The organism is Moritella sp., assembly GCF_033791185.1.
Taxonomy (GTDB): domain Bacteria; phylum Pseudomonadota; class Gammaproteobacteria; order Enterobacterales; family Moritellaceae; genus Moritella.
Map to the genome: position 1 here is coordinate 14,465 of NZ_JASJHF010000196.1, position 16,733 is coordinate 31,197.

15 protein-coding genes are annotated in these 16,733 nt (G+C 41.3%); 13 read left to right on the forward strand and 2 right to left on the reverse strand.

Features of this window, described 5'->3' with window-relative positions:
* Positions 1-10: 10 nt before the first annotated feature.
* Positions 11-472 (reverse strand): cytochrome c, encoded by a 462-nt coding sequence (locus QNK26_RS11825; RefSeq protein WP_319223165.1) that lies wholly within the window; start codon positions 470-472, stop codon positions 11-13.
* A 192-nt stretch (positions 473-664) separates the two neighbouring features.
* Between QNK26_RS11825 and QNK26_RS11830 the strand changes: the two genes are divergently transcribed.
* The 8 genes from QNK26_RS11830 (at position 665) to carB (ending at position 12,865) form a co-directional block, all read left to right on the forward strand.
* Positions 665-1,570 carry an ABC transporter substrate binding protein gene (locus QNK26_RS11830; RefSeq protein WP_319223166.1) on the forward strand — a complete coding sequence of 302 codons (906 nt, stop codon included), beginning with the start codon at positions 665-667 and terminating at the stop codon, positions 1,568-1,570.
* A gap of 302 nt (positions 1,571-1,872) precedes the next feature.
* Complete coding sequence (dnaK, locus tag QNK26_RS11835; RefSeq protein ID WP_319223167.1) at positions 1,873-3,801, forward strand: molecular chaperone DnaK; 1,929 nt, start codon at positions 1,873-1,875, stop codon at positions 3,799-3,801.
* Positions 3,802-3,899: 98 nt separating this feature from the next.
* On the forward strand, positions 3,900-5,027 hold the full coding sequence (dnaJ, locus tag QNK26_RS11840) for a molecular chaperone DnaJ (protein WP_319223169.1): 1,128 nt from the start codon (positions 3,900-3,902) through the stop codon (positions 5,025-5,027).
* Positions 5,028-5,272: 245 nt separating this feature from the next.
* Complete coding sequence (locus QNK26_RS11845) at positions 5,273-6,205, forward strand: ROK family protein (protein ID WP_319223170.1); 933 nt, start codon at positions 5,273-5,275, stop codon at positions 6,203-6,205.
* A 145-nt stretch (positions 6,206-6,350) separates the two neighbouring features.
* Complete coding sequence (locus tag QNK26_RS11850) at positions 6,351-6,968, forward strand: FKBP-type peptidyl-prolyl cis-trans isomerase (protein ID WP_319223171.1); 618 nt, start codon at positions 6,351-6,353, stop codon at positions 6,966-6,968.
* Between the two features lie 498 nt (positions 6,969-7,466).
* Positions 7,467-8,285 (forward strand): 4-hydroxy-tetrahydrodipicolinate reductase, encoded by an 819-nt coding sequence (gene dapB / locus QNK26_RS11855; protein ID WP_319223172.1) that lies wholly within the window; start codon positions 7,467-7,469, stop codon positions 8,283-8,285.
* Between the two features lie 182 nt (positions 8,286-8,467).
* Entirely contained in the window at positions 8,468-9,613 is a 1,146-nt protein-coding gene (gene carA, locus QNK26_RS11860) for a glutamine-hydrolyzing carbamoyl-phosphate synthase small subunit (RefSeq protein ID WP_319223173.1), read from the forward strand.
* Positions 9,614-9,646: 33 nt separating this feature from the next.
* Positions 9,647-12,865 carry a carbamoyl-phosphate synthase large subunit gene (carB, locus tag QNK26_RS11865; RefSeq protein ID WP_319223174.1) on the forward strand — a complete coding sequence of 1,073 codons (3,219 nt, stop codon included), beginning with the start codon at positions 9,647-9,649 and terminating at the stop codon, positions 12,863-12,865.
* A 113-nt stretch (positions 12,866-12,978) separates the two neighbouring features.
* Here carB and QNK26_RS11870 read toward each other — a convergent pair whose 3' ends face one another.
* Positions 12,979-13,200, reverse strand: coding sequence for a hypothetical protein (locus QNK26_RS11870; RefSeq protein WP_319223176.1), 222 nt, complete (start codon positions 13,198-13,200; stop codon positions 12,979-12,981).
* Positions 13,201-13,410: 210 nt separating this feature from the next.
* On the opposite strand from QNK26_RS11870, the gene QNK26_RS11875 reads away from it, so the two are divergent.
* From QNK26_RS11875 to sstT, 5 genes are all read left to right on the forward strand, one after another.
* Positions 13,411-13,968 (forward strand): prepilin-type N-terminal cleavage/methylation domain-containing protein, encoded by a 558-nt coding sequence (locus QNK26_RS11875; protein ID WP_319223177.1) that lies wholly within the window; start codon positions 13,411-13,413, stop codon positions 13,966-13,968.
* 52 nt (positions 13,969-14,020) lie between these two features.
* Entirely contained in the window at positions 14,021-14,587 is a 567-nt protein-coding gene (locus tag QNK26_RS11880; RefSeq protein ID WP_319223179.1) for a hypothetical protein, read from the forward strand.
* Complete coding sequence (locus QNK26_RS11885) at positions 14,587-15,054, forward strand: hypothetical protein (RefSeq protein WP_319223181.1); 468 nt, start codon at positions 14,587-14,589, stop codon at positions 15,052-15,054. Before QNK26_RS11880 ends, QNK26_RS11885 begins: the two co-directional genes overlap by 1 nt.
* Complete coding sequence (locus tag QNK26_RS11890) at positions 15,055-15,492, forward strand: hypothetical protein (protein WP_319223182.1); 438 nt, start codon at positions 15,055-15,057, stop codon at positions 15,490-15,492.
* 153 nt (positions 15,493-15,645) lie between these two features.
* The coding region (gene sstT / locus QNK26_RS11895; RefSeq protein ID WP_319223184.1) for a serine/threonine transporter SstT at positions 15,646-16,733 on the forward strand (1,088 nt) is incomplete at its 3' end.

The following is a 16,733-nucleotide window of genomic DNA, read 5'->3' on the forward strand; positions in this document are numbered from 1 at the left end:
TCGTTAGCAGTTATTTTGATTTGTAGTCGCTGTGGCAAGATTTACAGTTTTTAGCTGTTTGGCCAAATGCTTTTTTAATTGCGCCGCGGTTACCTTCTTTTGCGACAGTGGCTAAATTTTGTGCGTCTTGACTAAATTGACTAAATTTAGCTTCAAAGCCATCGGCATCAGTCCAGATTGCCGCTTTTGCTTTGGTATCTCCAGTTTGGCTGTCACTGCTAATAAAGCCGTGTTGTGCCATTGGAATTAACTGCGCAAGTTGCTCAGCGCGTAGTTGGAACTGTGCGTCATCCCAATCTTTCTTGCCTTTCACCATGTCAGCCATGTCTGAAAAGTTAATCGCGATCATCGTTAATGCTGATTGGCGATATTCAATATCGGTTTCAGGCTTATCAAACGTGGCAGCATGTAGTGTTGTGCACATCATTAATGATGTAAGACCCGCTAATTTTAGTGTTTTGCTCCAGAACATTTTGCTTACTTCCTTTTTATGTTGGTTTAGTTATGGGTTTGTAATCGATTATATGCTTGATAGTAAACTATTTTTAGGTGTGGTTAAATGTGATGCATTGCATTATTTAGCAAAAAATTGTGTGTTAAATTAGCTCGTTCACCTAGACAGTATTGATTAGCTAAGGAAGGCATAATGCGAGCAGGCCACATCATGGAACGATCACATCTATCATTTCGGCATATTGGCATATCGCGCACGCTATTTTTAATTTGTTTACTTTATTTACTTTCGGCGGTGACAATACAAGCCCGTCAATTGCGAGTCGCCGTTTCGGCATTGGATTCAGGTGCGGTGGTCGAACGCGTACAAGCGGGTATGCACTCTGAACTAACGCGACAAGGTTATATCACCGGCAGCAATCTAATTTGGGTTGATAACAATAAGCCCCAAGTGCCGGACGTGAATGTCACTATCTCAATGTCTGGAAATAGCCCTTTTATTAGCTTAGTCAATCAACAAGGCTCATCGACCGACATTCTCTTTGATGAAACTCATCTTGATGAGGATGGCAATGTTGATTTAATGGAATACTATGAAGTTAACTTTATTAACAAGCTATTACCAGGTATCAATACGCTAGGAGTCATTGTCGATAGCGAGGTAACGGACATTAGTCAAATGGAGCAGTTTCTAACTGAGCAAAAACAAAAAGGTGTGCAGGTGATTTATCACTACATTGGTGATAGCAGTGAGCTAAGATCTGCCAGTCGTGCTTTAGTGCTTCAAGTGGATGCGATTTATTTACCTTGCCATATTACAGATATGCCCGATCTCAATCATGTAGTGATGGTTGCTGAGCGAAATAATGTCGCGCTTATTGGTGAAGACCATGGCAGCATTAATAAAGGTATTTTTGCCGTTTACAACATAGATTACGTACAAGTGGGTCGAGATACTGCTGATTTATTGGTACGTTTAGCCGCTGGTGGTGACAGTTTTAATTATGATAATCACCTTGCGCTACCAGTTCTTTCTATTAATTTGGATGCTGCTGTAAGAATGGGCGTGGAATTATCCAGCGAAGTTATCGATAAAGCTAAATATATTATTGAATGATAAATAGGCCTGTTAGTGTCCATGACGGATTTTAGCGAGGGATTAAACCACCTTCGACCTCTGATTTAACCGCATTTAGGTAATTTTTGTCATTATATTCAATTTTTTTTTAATAAATTCATTTTTCTGCTTGAAGCGTTCAATTTCGTCCCCATATTTATTTTCAATCGCAGAGATAACCTTGCTAGGTGCAGGTTATCAGTGACGGAAAAAGTATTTTAATAGACTTGAAATAACTTTAACTGCCACCATCTATTCTGTATCAAATTTGTAAATAAAGTATTTATTGGAGAATAACGACTATGGGTAAAATCATTGGTATCGATTTAGGTACAACTAACTCTTGTGTATCAATCTTAGATGGCGACACTGCTCGCGTAATCGAGAATGCTGAAGGTGATCGTACTACCCCGTCAATCATCGCTTATAGCGCAGATGGTGAAACTTTAGTTGGTCAGCCTGCAAAACGTCAAGCGGTAACTAACCCTGAAAACACTTTGTTTGCAATCAAGCGTATGATCGGTCGTCGTTTTGAAGATGAAGAGATCCAACGTGATATTAAAATCATGCCTTTCAAAATTGTTAAAGCTGACAATGGTGATGCATGGGTTGAAGCGAAAGGCCAAAAAATGGCTCCGCCACAAGTTTCTGCTGAAGTTTTGAAAAAAATGAAAAAAACAGCAGAAGACTATCTTGGTGAAGCAGTAACTGAAGCTGTAATTACAGTTCCTGCATACTTCAACGATTCACAACGTCAAGCAACGAAAGATGCTGGTCGTATTGCTGGTCTTGAAGTTAAACGTATCATCAATGAACCAACTGCTGCTGCATTCGCATATGGCGTAAACACAGCTAAAGGCGATAGCGTTGTTGCTGTATACGACCTTGGTGGTGGTACATTCGATATCTCTATCATCGAAATTGATGAAGTAGATGGCGAAAAGACGTTTGAAGTATTAGCAACTAACGGTGATACTCACCTAGGTGGCGAAGATTTCGATACACGTCTAATCAACTACTTAGTAGAAGAATTCAAAAAAGAACAAAAATTCGACCTAACTAACGATCCGCTAGCGATGCAACGTCTTAAAGAAGCTGCAGAAAAAGCGAAAATCGAACTGTCTTCAGCACAACAAACAGATGTAAACCTACCTTACATCACAGCTGATGCATCAGGTCCTAAACATTTAAACATCAAAGTTACACGTGCTAAATTAGAATCTCTTGTAGAAGACCTAGTTAAAGCAACGATGGAACCACTACGTATTGCATTACAAGATGCTGACCTAGCTGTTGGTGATATCAACGATATCATCCTAGTTGGTGGTCAAACTCGTATGCCTATGGTTCAAGCGGCTGTTACTGAATTCTTCGGTAAAGAAGCGCGTAAAGACGTTAACCCTGATGAAGCAGTTGCAATGGGCGCCGCGATTCAAGGTGCGGTACTTTCTGGCGACAAAACAGACGTACTTCTTCTAGACGTTACACCTCTATCTCTAGGTATTGAGACTATGGGTGGTGTTATGACTAAGCTTATCGAGAAAAATACAACTATCCCGACTAAAGCGTCACAAACATTCTCAACAGCTGAAGATAACCAAGCTGCTGTAACTGTTCACGCAATCCAAGGTGAGCGTAAACGTGCTGCAGACAACAAATCACTAGGTCAATTCAACCTAGAAGGTATCCGTCCTGCACAACGTGGTATTCCACAAATCGAAGTTGCTTTCGATATCGATGCTGATGGTATCTTACACGTATCTGCTACTGATAAAGATACGGGTAAAGAACAAAAAATCACAATCCAAGCGTCTTCTGGTCTTTCTGATGAAGAAGTAGAAGCAATGGTACGTGATGCTGAAGCAAACTCTGCTGAAGATGCTAAATTCGAAGAGCTAGTACAAGCACGTAACCAAGCTGATGCAATGGTTCACGGTACGCGTAAGCAAATCGAAGAAGCTGGCGAAGCACTACCTGCTGATGAAAAAGAAAAAATTGAAGCTGCTATTGTTGAACTAGAAGCTGCAATTAAAGGCGAAGACAAAGAAGCGATTGAAGCAAAAACTCAAACGTTGATGGAAGCCGCTCAAAAATTAATGGAAATTGCTCAACAGAAAGCTCAAGCACAACAAGCTGGCGCTGAAGCCGGTGCAGAACAGCCACAAGAGAAAGATGTAGCTGGTGATGTTGTTGACGCTGAGTTCGAAGAAGTGAAAGACGACAAAAAATAATAACGCCTAAGTTATTAGTTTTTAAATAGCAAAGGCGTTGGTGCTGCACCAACGCCTTTCGTGTATCTAAATTATTTCAATTTAAGCTGATTATTATTATGTCAAAACGCGATTATTATGAAGTGCTAGGTGTATCACGCGACGCTAGCGAAAAAGATGTTAAGAAAGCCTACAAACGCCTTGCTATGAAGTATCACCCTGATAGAACCAAGGGTGATAAAGGCATGGAAGAGCAATTTAAAGAAGTTAAAGAAGCCTACGAAGTGCTGAATGACTCTCAGAAAAAAGCTGCTTATGATCAATATGGTCATGCGGGCGTAAATCAGCAAGGTGGTCACGGTGGTCAAGGTGACTTCGGTGATATCTTTGGTGATGTATTTGGTGACATCTTTGGTGGCGGTGGTGGCCGTGGTCGCCAACAGCGTGCAGCACGTGGTAGTGATCTGCGTTATAACATGGAACTTACCCTTGAAGAAGCGGTTCGTGGCGTCAGCAAAACGATCCGTATTCCTAGCCAGTGCCATTGTGAAGTGTGTAATGGTTCAGGTGCTAAATCAGGTAGTAAAGCAGCAACTTGTAGTACTTGTCATGGCCAAGGCCAAGTGCAAATGCGTCAAGGTTTCTTTGCAGTAAACCAAGCATGTCCTACGTGTCATGGTAAAGGTAAAATTATTAAAGATCCTTGCCGTAAGTGTCACGGTGAAGGCCGTTACGAGCGTAGCAAAGATCTAAAAGTAACCATCCCAGCGGGTGTTGATACTGGTGATCGTATTCGTCTAACGGGTGAAGGTGAAGCTGGCGATGTCGGCGCTCCTGCAGGTGATCTTTATGTTCAAGTGAGTGTGCGTCAACATGCTATCTTTGAACGTGACGGCAGCAACCTTTATTGTGAAGTGCCTATTAGCTTTACGTATGCAGCGGTTGGTGGAGAAATCGAAGTTCCGACTTTAGATGGTCGCGTTAAATTAAAAGTACCTGCTGAAACGCAAACTGGTCGTATGTTCCGTTTACGCGGTAAAGGCGTGAAGTCAGTTCGTGGCGGTGCGACCGGTGATCTACTGTGTAAAGTAACACTCGAAACGCCTGTAAAACTAAATGCAGAGCAAAAAGATTTGCTACAACAGTTTGATGCATCATTAAATAATGCATCAGCAAAGAAACATAAGCCGAAGTCAGAAGGTTTCTTTGACGGCGTAAAAAGTTTTTTTGATGATCTAACTAAATAATCTATTTCAATTCTTTAGCTATTTTAAGCCGTGGTGTTAACCGCGGCTTTTTTATGTCTGCTGCTTATTCCCCCCGGCTTATTAACAACTTTTATACCACTTAATGGTAGTAAATTGTGGATGTGTGATTGATTACACAGATATAACTCAGCCCAATACCATTATGCTGATTAAACTATTAATATTAATAATTTATAAAATTATCATCTATTAATTTACTGTTATTTAACGGTTATGGAGATTGAATGTATTACGGTTTTGATATTGGCGGTACCAAGATAGAGTTTTCGGTATATAACGCAGCGCTAGAATGTGTTTTTAATGAGCGGATACCCGCACCTACCGAAGATTATGAAGAATTGTTAGACGCACTCGATACATTTATTTTTAACGCCGATGAGCAGTTTGATTGTAAAGGCATGGTGGGTATCGGTTACCCAGGTGTTATGGATACTGAAACGAATACATTAATTTGTTCTAATCTACCCAGCTTACATGGACAAAATTTGCAGGCTGATTTACAAAAACGCATTAGCCGTGATGTGAAAGTGCAAAATGATGCAAACTGTTTTGCACTGTCAGAATGTTTCAAAGGTGCAGCTGAAAATGCCGATATTGCTATTGCTGTAACGCTAGGAACGGGAGTCGGTGGCGCAATCTGTATTAATAAAACCATCTTGTCTGGGCATAATTTTGGTGCTGGTGAGTTTGGTCATATGGCTATTCCGGGCACTATGCTACAGCGTTATCCTGAATTACCTGTTACCCATTGTGGTTGTGGTGGGCATTCTTGTCTAGAAACCTATTGCTCTGGTACTGGTCTAGCGGCGTTATATAAACATTACAAAGTTCATATGACGGGTTCATGCACTGAAGAACAGGCGTTAAAAGGTCCTGCGATTATCGCTGCATATGAAGCGCAAGAACCGGTAGCAGTAAAAACTATTACGGTATTTTTAGATATTTTAGCGGCAGCATTGGGCAGCCTCATCATGATCCTTGATCCGAATGTTGTGGTGTTTGGTGGCGGCTTGGCGCGTTTTGAAGCTTTGTATTCTAAGTTACCTGAAAAAATAACCGCTTATGTATTGAATAACATGAAATTACCGCAGTTGAAACAAGCTGAATTTGGTGGTGAAGGTGGCGTTCGTGGTGCGGCGTTACTGAATTATAAATAGTCATTTTAGTATTGTTTGACGGGTGAATCGTAATTAGGGAAAAAAGTTTTTATTTTCTCCCTTGTTTTTATATAAATCGCCCATACCTAGTTATTTAAGCAGCACAGTAACTGTGTTTATCATTAAGAATTATGGAAGTTTAATTATGTCTGAATTTGCAACAAGTGAACAAAAAGGTAGTTACGGTATTGGTCTTCAAATGGGTCAGCAGCTTGCTGCTAACCCTTTCGAAGGTCTAGACATTTCAGCTGTTCAAGCTGGTCTTGCAGACGCGTTCGCTGGTGCAGAAAGCAAAGTTAGCAACGAAGAGCTAAACCAAGCTTTCCAACTAATCCATGAAAAACTAGAAGCAGAAAAAGCAGAGAAATCAAAAATCTTCGCAGCTGAAGGTGAAAAATTCCTAACTGCAAACGCAGAGCGTGAAGAAGTTACTGTAACTGAATCTGGTTTACAGTACGAAGTTATCGCACGCGGTGACATCGAGCAAAAACCTACTGCAGAATCAACAGTACGTGTTCATTACCATGGCACACTAACAGACGGTACTATCTTTGATAGCTCTGTTGAACGTGGTCAACCTGCTGAATTCCCAGTTGGCGGCGTAATCGCTGGTTGGACTGAAGCACTACAACTAATGAACGTTGGTGATAAACTTAAATTAGCTATCCCACACACACTTGCTTATGGCGAACAGGGCGCAGGCGCTGCAATCGGTCCATTCCAAGCACTAGTATTTGAAGTAGAACTATTAGACATCATCTAATCAGTCCTATTCCAGACTAGCGAAACGTCTTGCTCATAGTGATATGGGCAAGGCGTTTTTTTATACCTAAAATAAGCGTTTTATGGGCATCCCATAGACATAAATTGTGATACGGCACTACCTAAAAAGATATAAATTAATCGCGCCGGAGAGATAGTTACTGCCTCGCTATTATTATTTAGGTAAGATGAATGTTGATTTAGATCAATTTATGGATAATGAGTAATGGCAACGTATAACGATTTTAATTGGAAATATGTAGTAGCGTTTTTAATTGTATTTTTAACAATACCGATGATGCACCTGTGGGCTGGCCTATTTGGTATCTTCGGTTAATTGCTAATACTCAGTATTATAAACCCGCATTCTAGTACTCAGAATCGCGGGTTTTTTTATACCTAAAAATATAGTAAGTTAGCATTGTTGATGTGTTTCGAGGAATGTTATCATCAGAGTACTTTAACTATTTGATTATGATAAACACAGGGAGAAACCTAGATGGGACAAGCAGTAAGAATTGCAGTGATGGGTTGTAATGGCCGTATGGGCCGTACAATTTTAGAGGCCATTCAAGATAGTGATGGCGCGGCTGTTGTTGGCGCAGCAATCGAACGTCCTGAGTGCAACTTCTTGGGCGCTGATGTGGGTGAATTAGCCGGTTTAGGTTCACTCGGTGTTAAGGTTGTTAGCAGTCTTGCTGAAGTGGCTGACGATTTTGATGTGATTGTCGATTTTACTGCGATAGATGCAACATTGAAACACCTTGAGTTTGCTGTGGCGAACGGTAAGAAAATAGTTATTGGTACCACTGGCTTTAGTGACGAACAAAAACAACTGATTCATGCTGCGGGTAAGAGCACAGGCGTGGTCTTTGCGCCAAACATGAGTGTTGGTGTTAATGTTATGTTTAAGTTGTTAGAAATGGCTGCTAAGGTGATGGGCGATTATACCGATATTGAAATCATCGAAGGTCATCATCGCCATAAAGTTGATTCGCCTTCAGGCACCGCTTTAGGTATGGGTGAAGTGATCGCTGATACGCTCGGCCGTGATTTGAAAAAAGTCGCGGTTTATGGTCGTGAAGGTTTTACTGGTGAGAGAGAGCGCGAAACCATTGGTTTTTCTACTATTCGCGCGGGTGATCTAGTCGGAGAACACACAGCTATGTTTGCTGATATTGGTGAACGCATTGAGATCACCCATAAAGCGTCGAGCCGGATGACTTTTGCCAAAGGGGCGATACGTGCCTCTGTCTGGGTCTTTAACAAGGAACAAGGCTTGTACACAATGCAAGATGTGCTTGAACTTAATGCTTAAGATCACACTATAAAACAAAACAGTTGCGTAACATTTATTTTATCTGTACTATGCGCGGAATTTGCCAAAATTTAGTAATTCAGAGGCAGTTTGTTTGGGTCTCGAATTACTATGCTGTGTACAGCCTGGGGTAAATAGTTGATTTATTTTATTATTTTTCTATCTATTTTTTGGAGGTTGTCTTGAGTAATATCGCCTTGTTGGTGTTGGAAGACGGAACAGTTTTCCGTGGTGTGTCTATCGGTGCAGAAGGTCATTCGGTAGGTGAAGTGGTTTTTAATACTTCAATGACTGGTTATCAAGAAATATTAACCGATCCTTCCTATTCTCGCCAAATCGTTACTCTTACTTACCCACACATCGGAAATACCGGTACCAATGATGAAGATGCAGAGTCTTCAGAAGTTCATGCTTGTGGACTAATCATTCGAGATCTTCCCCTAGTTACTTCTAACTTCCGTAATCAACAATCACTTACTGACTACCTAAAAGAACGTAATGTTGTTGGTATCGCTGATATCGATACGCGTAAACTTACACGTCTATTACGTGAAAAGGGTGCTCAAGCGGGTTGTATCATCGCAGGTGAAAGCCTAGATGAAGCGAAAGCATTAGAACTTGCTAAAGCATTCCCAGGCCTTAAAGGCATGGATTTAGCGAAAGAAGTAACAGTGAAAGAGTCATACCAATGGAAACAAGGTAGCTGGACGTTAACAGGTGGTTTACCTGCAGACGCAACAGACTCTCGCTTCCATGTTGTTGCTTATGATTATGGTGTTAAACGCAATATCTTACGCATGCTAGTTGACCGTGATTGCCGCCTAACGGTAGTACCTGCGCAAGCAACGGCGAAAGAAGTATTAGCGTTAAATCCAGATGGTATTTTCTTATCTAACGGCCCTGGTGACCCAGAACCGTGTGATTATGCAATCACTGCCATTAAAGAAATTTTGGCTACAGATATTCCAGTATTTGGTATTTGTTTAGGTCACCAATTACTTGCGTTAGCAAGTGGTGCTAAAACATTAAAAATGAAGTTCGGTCATCACGGTGCTAACCACCCTGTAAAAGACATGGAGCGTGGCGTAGTAATGATTACGGCGCAGAACCATGGTTTCGCCGTTGATCAAACAACATTACCTGAAAATCTAGTGATGACGCATAAGTCATTATTTGATGACTCTTTACAAGGTATTCATCGTACTGATAAAGCCGCATTTAGCTTCCAGGGTCACCCTGAAGCAAGTCCTGGTCCACACGATGCCGCACCCCTTTTCGATCACTTTATAGAGTTGATGGAAAAGAGTATGGAAAAAAGCAAAGCCTAAGCCTAAGCCTGATATCGAGTAGAGAATTAAACTATGCCAAAACGTAATGATATAAAAAGTATTCTAATCTTGGGCGCAGGTCCTATCGTAATCGGTCAAGCGTGTGAGTTTGACTATTCCGGTGCTCAAGCTTGTAAAGCACTTCGCGAAGAAGGCTACCGAGTTATTCTCGTTAACTCTAACCCAGCTACCATTATGACTGACCCTGAAATGGCGGACGCGACTTACATCGAGCCGATCCACTGGGAAGTTGTACGTAACATTATCGAAAAAGAACGTCCAGATGCGGTATTACCGACGATGGGTGGTCAAACAGCATTAAACTGTGCACTTGAGCTAGAAAGCAACGGTGTATTAGCGGAATTTGGTGTTGAACTGATTGGTGCTACTGCTGATGCAATCGACAAAGCGGAAGACCGCAGTCGTTTTGATAAAGCAATGAAAGCAATTGGTCTTGAGACGCCACGTGCAGGTATTGCCCATACTATTGAAGAAGCTAAAGGCGTACTGGCTGAAGTTGGTTTCCCATGTATTATTCGTCCATCGTTCACTATGGGTGGCACGGGTGGCGGTATCGCTTACAACATGGAAGAGTTCATCGACATTTGTACGTTAGGTCTAGACCTTTCGCCAACAACTGAATTATTGATCGATGAATCACTAATCGGTTGGAAAGAGTACGAGACTGAAGTTGTACGTGATAAAAACGACAACTGCATTATCGTATGTACCATTGAAAACTTCGACCCAATGGGCATCCACACGGGTGACTCAATTACGGTTGCACCAGCACAAACATTAACGGATAAAGAATACCAAATCATGCGTAATGCATCGATGGCTGTGCTACGTGAAATTGGTGTTGAAACCGGTGGTTCAAACGTACAGTTTGGTATCAATCCTGAAGATGGCCGTATGGTTATCATCGAGATGAACCCACGTGTATCTCGTTCATCTGCACTTGCATCAAAAGCAACTGGTTTCCCAATTGCTAAAATTGCGGCAAAACTAGCGGTAGGTTACACACTAGACGAATTATCAAATGACATTACTGGCGGCGCAACGCCAGCATCATTTGAACCAACGCTTGATTACGTTGTGACTAAGCTGCCACGCTTTAACTTCGAAAAATTTGCTGGCGCGAACGACCGTTTAACGACACAGATGAAATCTGTTGGTGAAGTAATGGCAATTGGCCGTAACTTCCAAGAGTCGCTGCAAAAAGCATTACGCGGTTTAGAAATTGGCAAAAATGGCTTAGACCCAGAAGTTAATCTAGACGATGATACTGCAACGGCTAAAATCCGTCATGAATTAATGGAAGCTGGCGCAGAGCGTATCTTCTATATTGCTGACGCGTTCCGTAGCGGCATGACTTGTGATGATATTTATGCAATTACCCGTGTTGATCACTGGTTCTTGGTACAAATTGAAGACATCGTTAAAGCAGAAGCTAACGTAAGTAAAATAGGCTTGTCAGGCTTAGATGAAACAGTATTACGTCAACTTAAGCGTAAAGGTTTCTCTGATTTACGTCTGTCTAAATTGGCTGGTGTAAGCGAAAACGAAGTACGTAAATTACGTCATCGTTTAGACATTTTACCAGTGTACAAACGTGTTGATACTTGCGCGGCTGAATTCTCAAGCGACACGGCTTACATGTATTCTACCTACGATGAAGAATGTGAAGCAGCACCAACGAATAATGATAAAATCATGATCATTGGTGGCGGTCCTAACCGTATTGGTCAAGGTATCGAATTCGATTACTGCTGTGTACACGCGGCATTAGCAATGCGTGAAGACGGCTACGAAACTATCATGGTTAACTGTAACCCTGAAACTGTTTCAACAGATTACGATACATCAGATCGCCTATACTTCGAACCTATTACGCTAGAAGATGTATTAGAAATCGTCCGTGTAGAAAAGCCGAAAGGCGTGATCGTTCAGTACGGTGGTCAAACGCCACTTAAACTAGCACGTGAATTAGAAGCCGCTGGCGTACCCATCATTGGTACTTCACCGGATGCGATTGACCGTTCAGAAGATCGTGAACGTTTCCAACAAGCGGTTGACCGTTTAGGCCTACTACAGCCTGACAATGCAACGGTAACAACGACTGAGCAAGCGGTTATCTCTGCTGAATCTATCGGTTATCCGTTAGTTGTTCGTCCATCATATGTACTTGGTGGCCGTGCAATGGAGATTGTATATGACGAAGTTGATTTACGTCGTTACTTTAAAGAAGCGGTAAGTGTTTCTAACGAATCACCAGTACTACTTGACCGTTTCCTAGATAACGCTATCGAGCTTGACGTTGATGCAATCTGTGATGGTAAAGATGTTGTTATTGGTGGCATCATGGAGCACATCGAACAAGCGGGTGTTCACTCAGGTGACTCAGGTTGCTCATTACCTCCTTATTCATTAAGCCCTGAAATTCTAGACGTTATGCGTGGCCAAGTGCGTGCATTAGCATTAGAGTTAGGTGTTATTGGTCTAATGAATACCCAGTTCGCGGTTAAAGATAACGAAGTTTACTTAATTGAAGTTAACCCGCGTGCTGCACGTACTGTACCTTTTGTTTCAAAAGCAACAGGTGTACAACTTGCGAAAGTTGCTGCGCGTGTAATGGCTGGCCAAACGTTAGCTGAACTTGGTTTCACAGAAGAAGTTATTCCACCGTACTACTCTGTTAAAGAAGTGGTATTACCATTTGCTAAGTTCCCAGGTTCAGATCCGTTATTAGGCCCTGAAATGCGTTCAACTGGTGAAGTGATGGGCGTGGGTGATACCTTCGCTGAAGCTTATGCTAAAGCGCAGCTTGGTGCTTCTGCTGAAGTAGCGAAGAGTGGTCGTGCACTTATTTCTGTTCGTCATGGCGATAAGAAACGAGCTGCTGAATTAGCGAAACAATTAATTGCCCTTGGTTTTGAAATCGATGCGACTCACGGTACAGCTGTAGCATTAGGTGAAGAAGGTGTAAATCCTCGCCTAGTAAACAAGGTGCATGAAGGTCGTCCACATATTCTTGACCGTATCAAAAATGGCGAGTACAGCTACATCATTAATACGACTGAAGGTCGTGTTGCGATTGAAGATTCTCGTCAACTACGTGCAGCGGCTTTACGTTATAAAGTTAACTACACAACAACAATGAATGCTGCATTTGCAACGTGCCAAGCGCACTCTGCTGATGACCGTGGTACAGTTCGCTCAGTACAAGAGCTACATACTCGTATTAAGTAATTATTAAGTAATAGTTTAATAATTAAGTATTCATAGTTAATAAAAAACCTCGTTGTTCTTGTTATATTGATAACAGAAGCAACGAGGTTTTTTTATATATATTTTTCGCTTAACTACAGCTCAAATTCCAATTCAATAAAGGTACAGCCTTTAGCGCAGCTTACGCCAGTTCTTGATTCATCAGCTTTGTTCTTTGGTGGCAGCAGTTTTAATGCTTGCTGACAAACAGGGCATAATACCGTTTTGCCAAGACATACTTTTTTGATGGTATTACGCTGTTCATTGAACGATTTTGAACTGCTTTTATTGATATCTGAAAAATCTAGTTTTGACATAATAACTCTTTAATTGTGCGTGTTTTATCTGTAATTACACCTGTTGTTTACTTATTCATTTGCTTGTTTTAATCAAAGTGAACAAGTAATCACTGTGGGTATATTCAATAATTGTTGCACATTTTACCTGTTTATTTATAGAAAAGTAGCAGTGATTACATTTTATTCTAAGGTTAGCATTACTTGGTTACAGATAAGATAAGAGCAACTATGCAGATAGGATGTAAACGAAAATCACAGGGCGTGACTTTAATTGGTTTGCTTATGGCGCTGGCAATATTAGCGCTATTGGCTGGTTTTAGTTTGCCTTCATACCGCGCTTATATGGCGAAAAATAAGCTATTAGATCTGACTCGGCAGCTGGTTGAAGCGCTCAATGTTACCAAGCAACTGGCGATACTCCGTGGCCGAGCACATTACTTTAATATAAACACCGATATGAGTTTGAATGGAAATGGTAATAGCAGTGACTTAGTTATTGAACCTACTAAATCTTGTTGGGTCATCAGTTATGTCGAGCAATGTAGTTGTTCAATATCGAATCCATCGTGTCGATCTAATTATGGGCGAGTGACGACACTGATAAGTGGAGTTTCTATGACGGTTAATCGACCGAAGTTATCGTTCTCGCCGATATTGGGGTCGACTAACGGGGCGACTTATCAGCTTGCCTTAGACCGTTATATTATCAAGGTTATCGTCAGTACTCAGGGACGGATTCGAGTTTGTATGGAAAGCGGTGAGAGCGCAAGTTATGCATCTTGCTAGCGCTGCGTTATGTTATCGGCTTTACAGCCGTGGGTATGGATTAATTGAATTAATGATCTCAATAACATTAGGGATTATTGTGTTTATGGGTATTTGGCGTGGGTTAGCCAATCAGAAATTACACAGTTTACGCGCTGAGCAATATTACCTAATTCAACATGAAGCACAAAATATGCTGACTATTATGCAGCGAGAACTAAGTCGAGCTGGTTACAGTGCTAATACTGAAACGGCGGCTCCGTTTGTCTACAATAGTCAGGATATTTATAGATTAAACAGCAATCAAGATTGTGTTACTTACCGCTATGATCGTAATGAAGATGGTCTTTTTAGCGGTGAAGATTTTGGCTTTCGTTTACATAATGAAAGCCTGCAATTACGTAAAGGCAGTGATGTGGACTGCGATGGCGGATTGGGCTGGGAAACGATTTCAGATGCGGCGAGTATGTCGGTTACTCTGTTACGGTTTAGGGTTTCTCAGCAAATTGTATCTTCACAAATAGGCTCAACGCCAAAAATGAAAGCTTATGTCACTATTGAACTTAGTATTCGCCACCGTCAATTACCCGATGTTGAACTCAGCTTCTCTCGTAATAGCAGTGCGAGGGTTCTTTTATAATGGTCTGTAAGCAATTAACAATATCGGCTACGCGTGGTTTTTACTTGGTCTCGACGACACTCATGTTAGTTTTTATTATTGTCAGTAGTAGTTTATCGTTTGCTCATATCCAAGCGCAGCGTATTCAACGAAATGATCTTGATCTCAATTATGTTAAAGCGAAAATGCTCGCCGATAATGAGTTGGACATATTCTTGATCGCGCTTTATGAATCGCCCACTTTATTGGACTTTGTGTCACCCTGTACTAACTTGACGTTAGACGCGGATCAGCTAGTCAGCCCAAATGATATTATGCGTGAATATAATCTCATTGGTGCCTTCTATCTGTGTGTTGAGCAGGCTGGGTATTTTAAGGTGGCGATCACGCTTAGCTATAATGGTACTGAACAGCTGTTATTGCAGCGCGAGCTTAGGACACTGTCTCAGCCTTGGGTTTGGCGTCCAATCTTATTATCTGGATCTTAAATGAGTGTTAGAAAATACAGTTGGCAACAAGGCGGCGGGCTGATTGAGGTCATCGTCTGTGCATTTATGCTAAGCCTTGCACTATTTAATATCACCGCTTTAAAACTGACTCAGGCTCACATTGTATTACAGCAATCACAATATACTGCTGCATGGGCATTAGCGGGCCACAAACTTAATGAATTACGTTATTTAACTGATTCGGCAGATGAGTTTGAACAGTTATCCTCAAATCAAGGTAGTGGTATGAACGCTGGAGATAATCACTATGATCAATACTGGTTTAATTTAAGTTGGCAGGTGAGTGTTATTAGTAATAGCACGCTGTCGAGTGCACTAAAACAGGTCGTGATTAAGGTTCGCTGGATTGATAAGGGCAACAAGCCTCATGAAATTAGTGGCATGACTATTTTCAATAAAGACATTATCGTAAGATAAATCCGCCCAAGCAGCTGTGTTGGGCTACAATTTATAAAAAAATCAATGTTTGTTGTTCTTTTGTGATGATTTGCTAATATTTAATGTTATTTTATCGATTTAATTTGGTATTATCCTGTCTTTATTGGTGTTTATGGATATTTGGGACGTAATATGAGTAGTAAAATAGCAGGGCTTTTCCAATTGAGTTTGGTCAAGCAGATCATCATTAGTATTATTGCGGGTATCTCGCTGGCGTATGCAGCCCCGAGTGTTGCTATCGAAGCAAGTTTATTCGGAGGCTTGTTTGTCAGTGCGCTAAAAGCGATTGCACCTTTATTAGTATTTGTATTAGTTATCTCTGCAATTGCAAATCAAGAATCTAACACTAATGCTAATATACGTCCGATTGTGATCTTATATTTATTCGGCACGTTTGCGGCGGCGATTGTCGCAGTTAGTTTAAGCTTTTTATTTCCAGTGCAACTAACCTTGATCACTGAAGCGGCGACCAATGCGGCGCCAAGTAATATCTCTGAAGTATTGCGTAATCTGATTTACAAGGTGGTGGACAACCCCGTTAATGCAATTGTAACCAGTAACTTTATTGGTGTATTAACTTGGGGTATTGGTTTTGGTGCGGCACTAAAACATTCATCGCCAACAACAAAGCAAGTGATCAAAGATATTGCCGGTGGTGTTTCTAAGATTGTGCATGTGGTTATTCGCTTTGCGCCACTGGGTATCTTTGGTTTAGTTGCATCAACGTTTGCAACTGTCGGCTTTTCGGCAATGGCAGGTTATACCCATCTATTAGCGGTATTGTTAACCTCAATGACTGTTGTGGCATTAGTGATCAACCCAATCATTTTGTTCGTCATGTCACGTCAAAACCCATATCCATTAATTTTCCAGTGTCTACGTGAAAGTGGTATTACAGCCTTCTTTACGCGTTCATCTGCGGCGAATATTCCAGTGAATATGGAACTGTGTAAAAAGCTTGATTTACATAAAGATACTTACTCGGTGTCTATCCCTCTAGGCGCGACAATTAACATGGGTGGCGCAGCGATCACTATTACTGTGCTAACGCTGGCAGCCGTTAATACATTAGGTATTGCAGTTGATTTACCAACAGCATTATTACTGAGTTTAATTGCGGCTATTTCAGCGTGCGGTGCATCGGGTGTAGCTGGTGGTTCACTGCTGTTAATTCCATTATCTTGTAGCTTATTTGGTATTGATAATGATATTGCAATGCA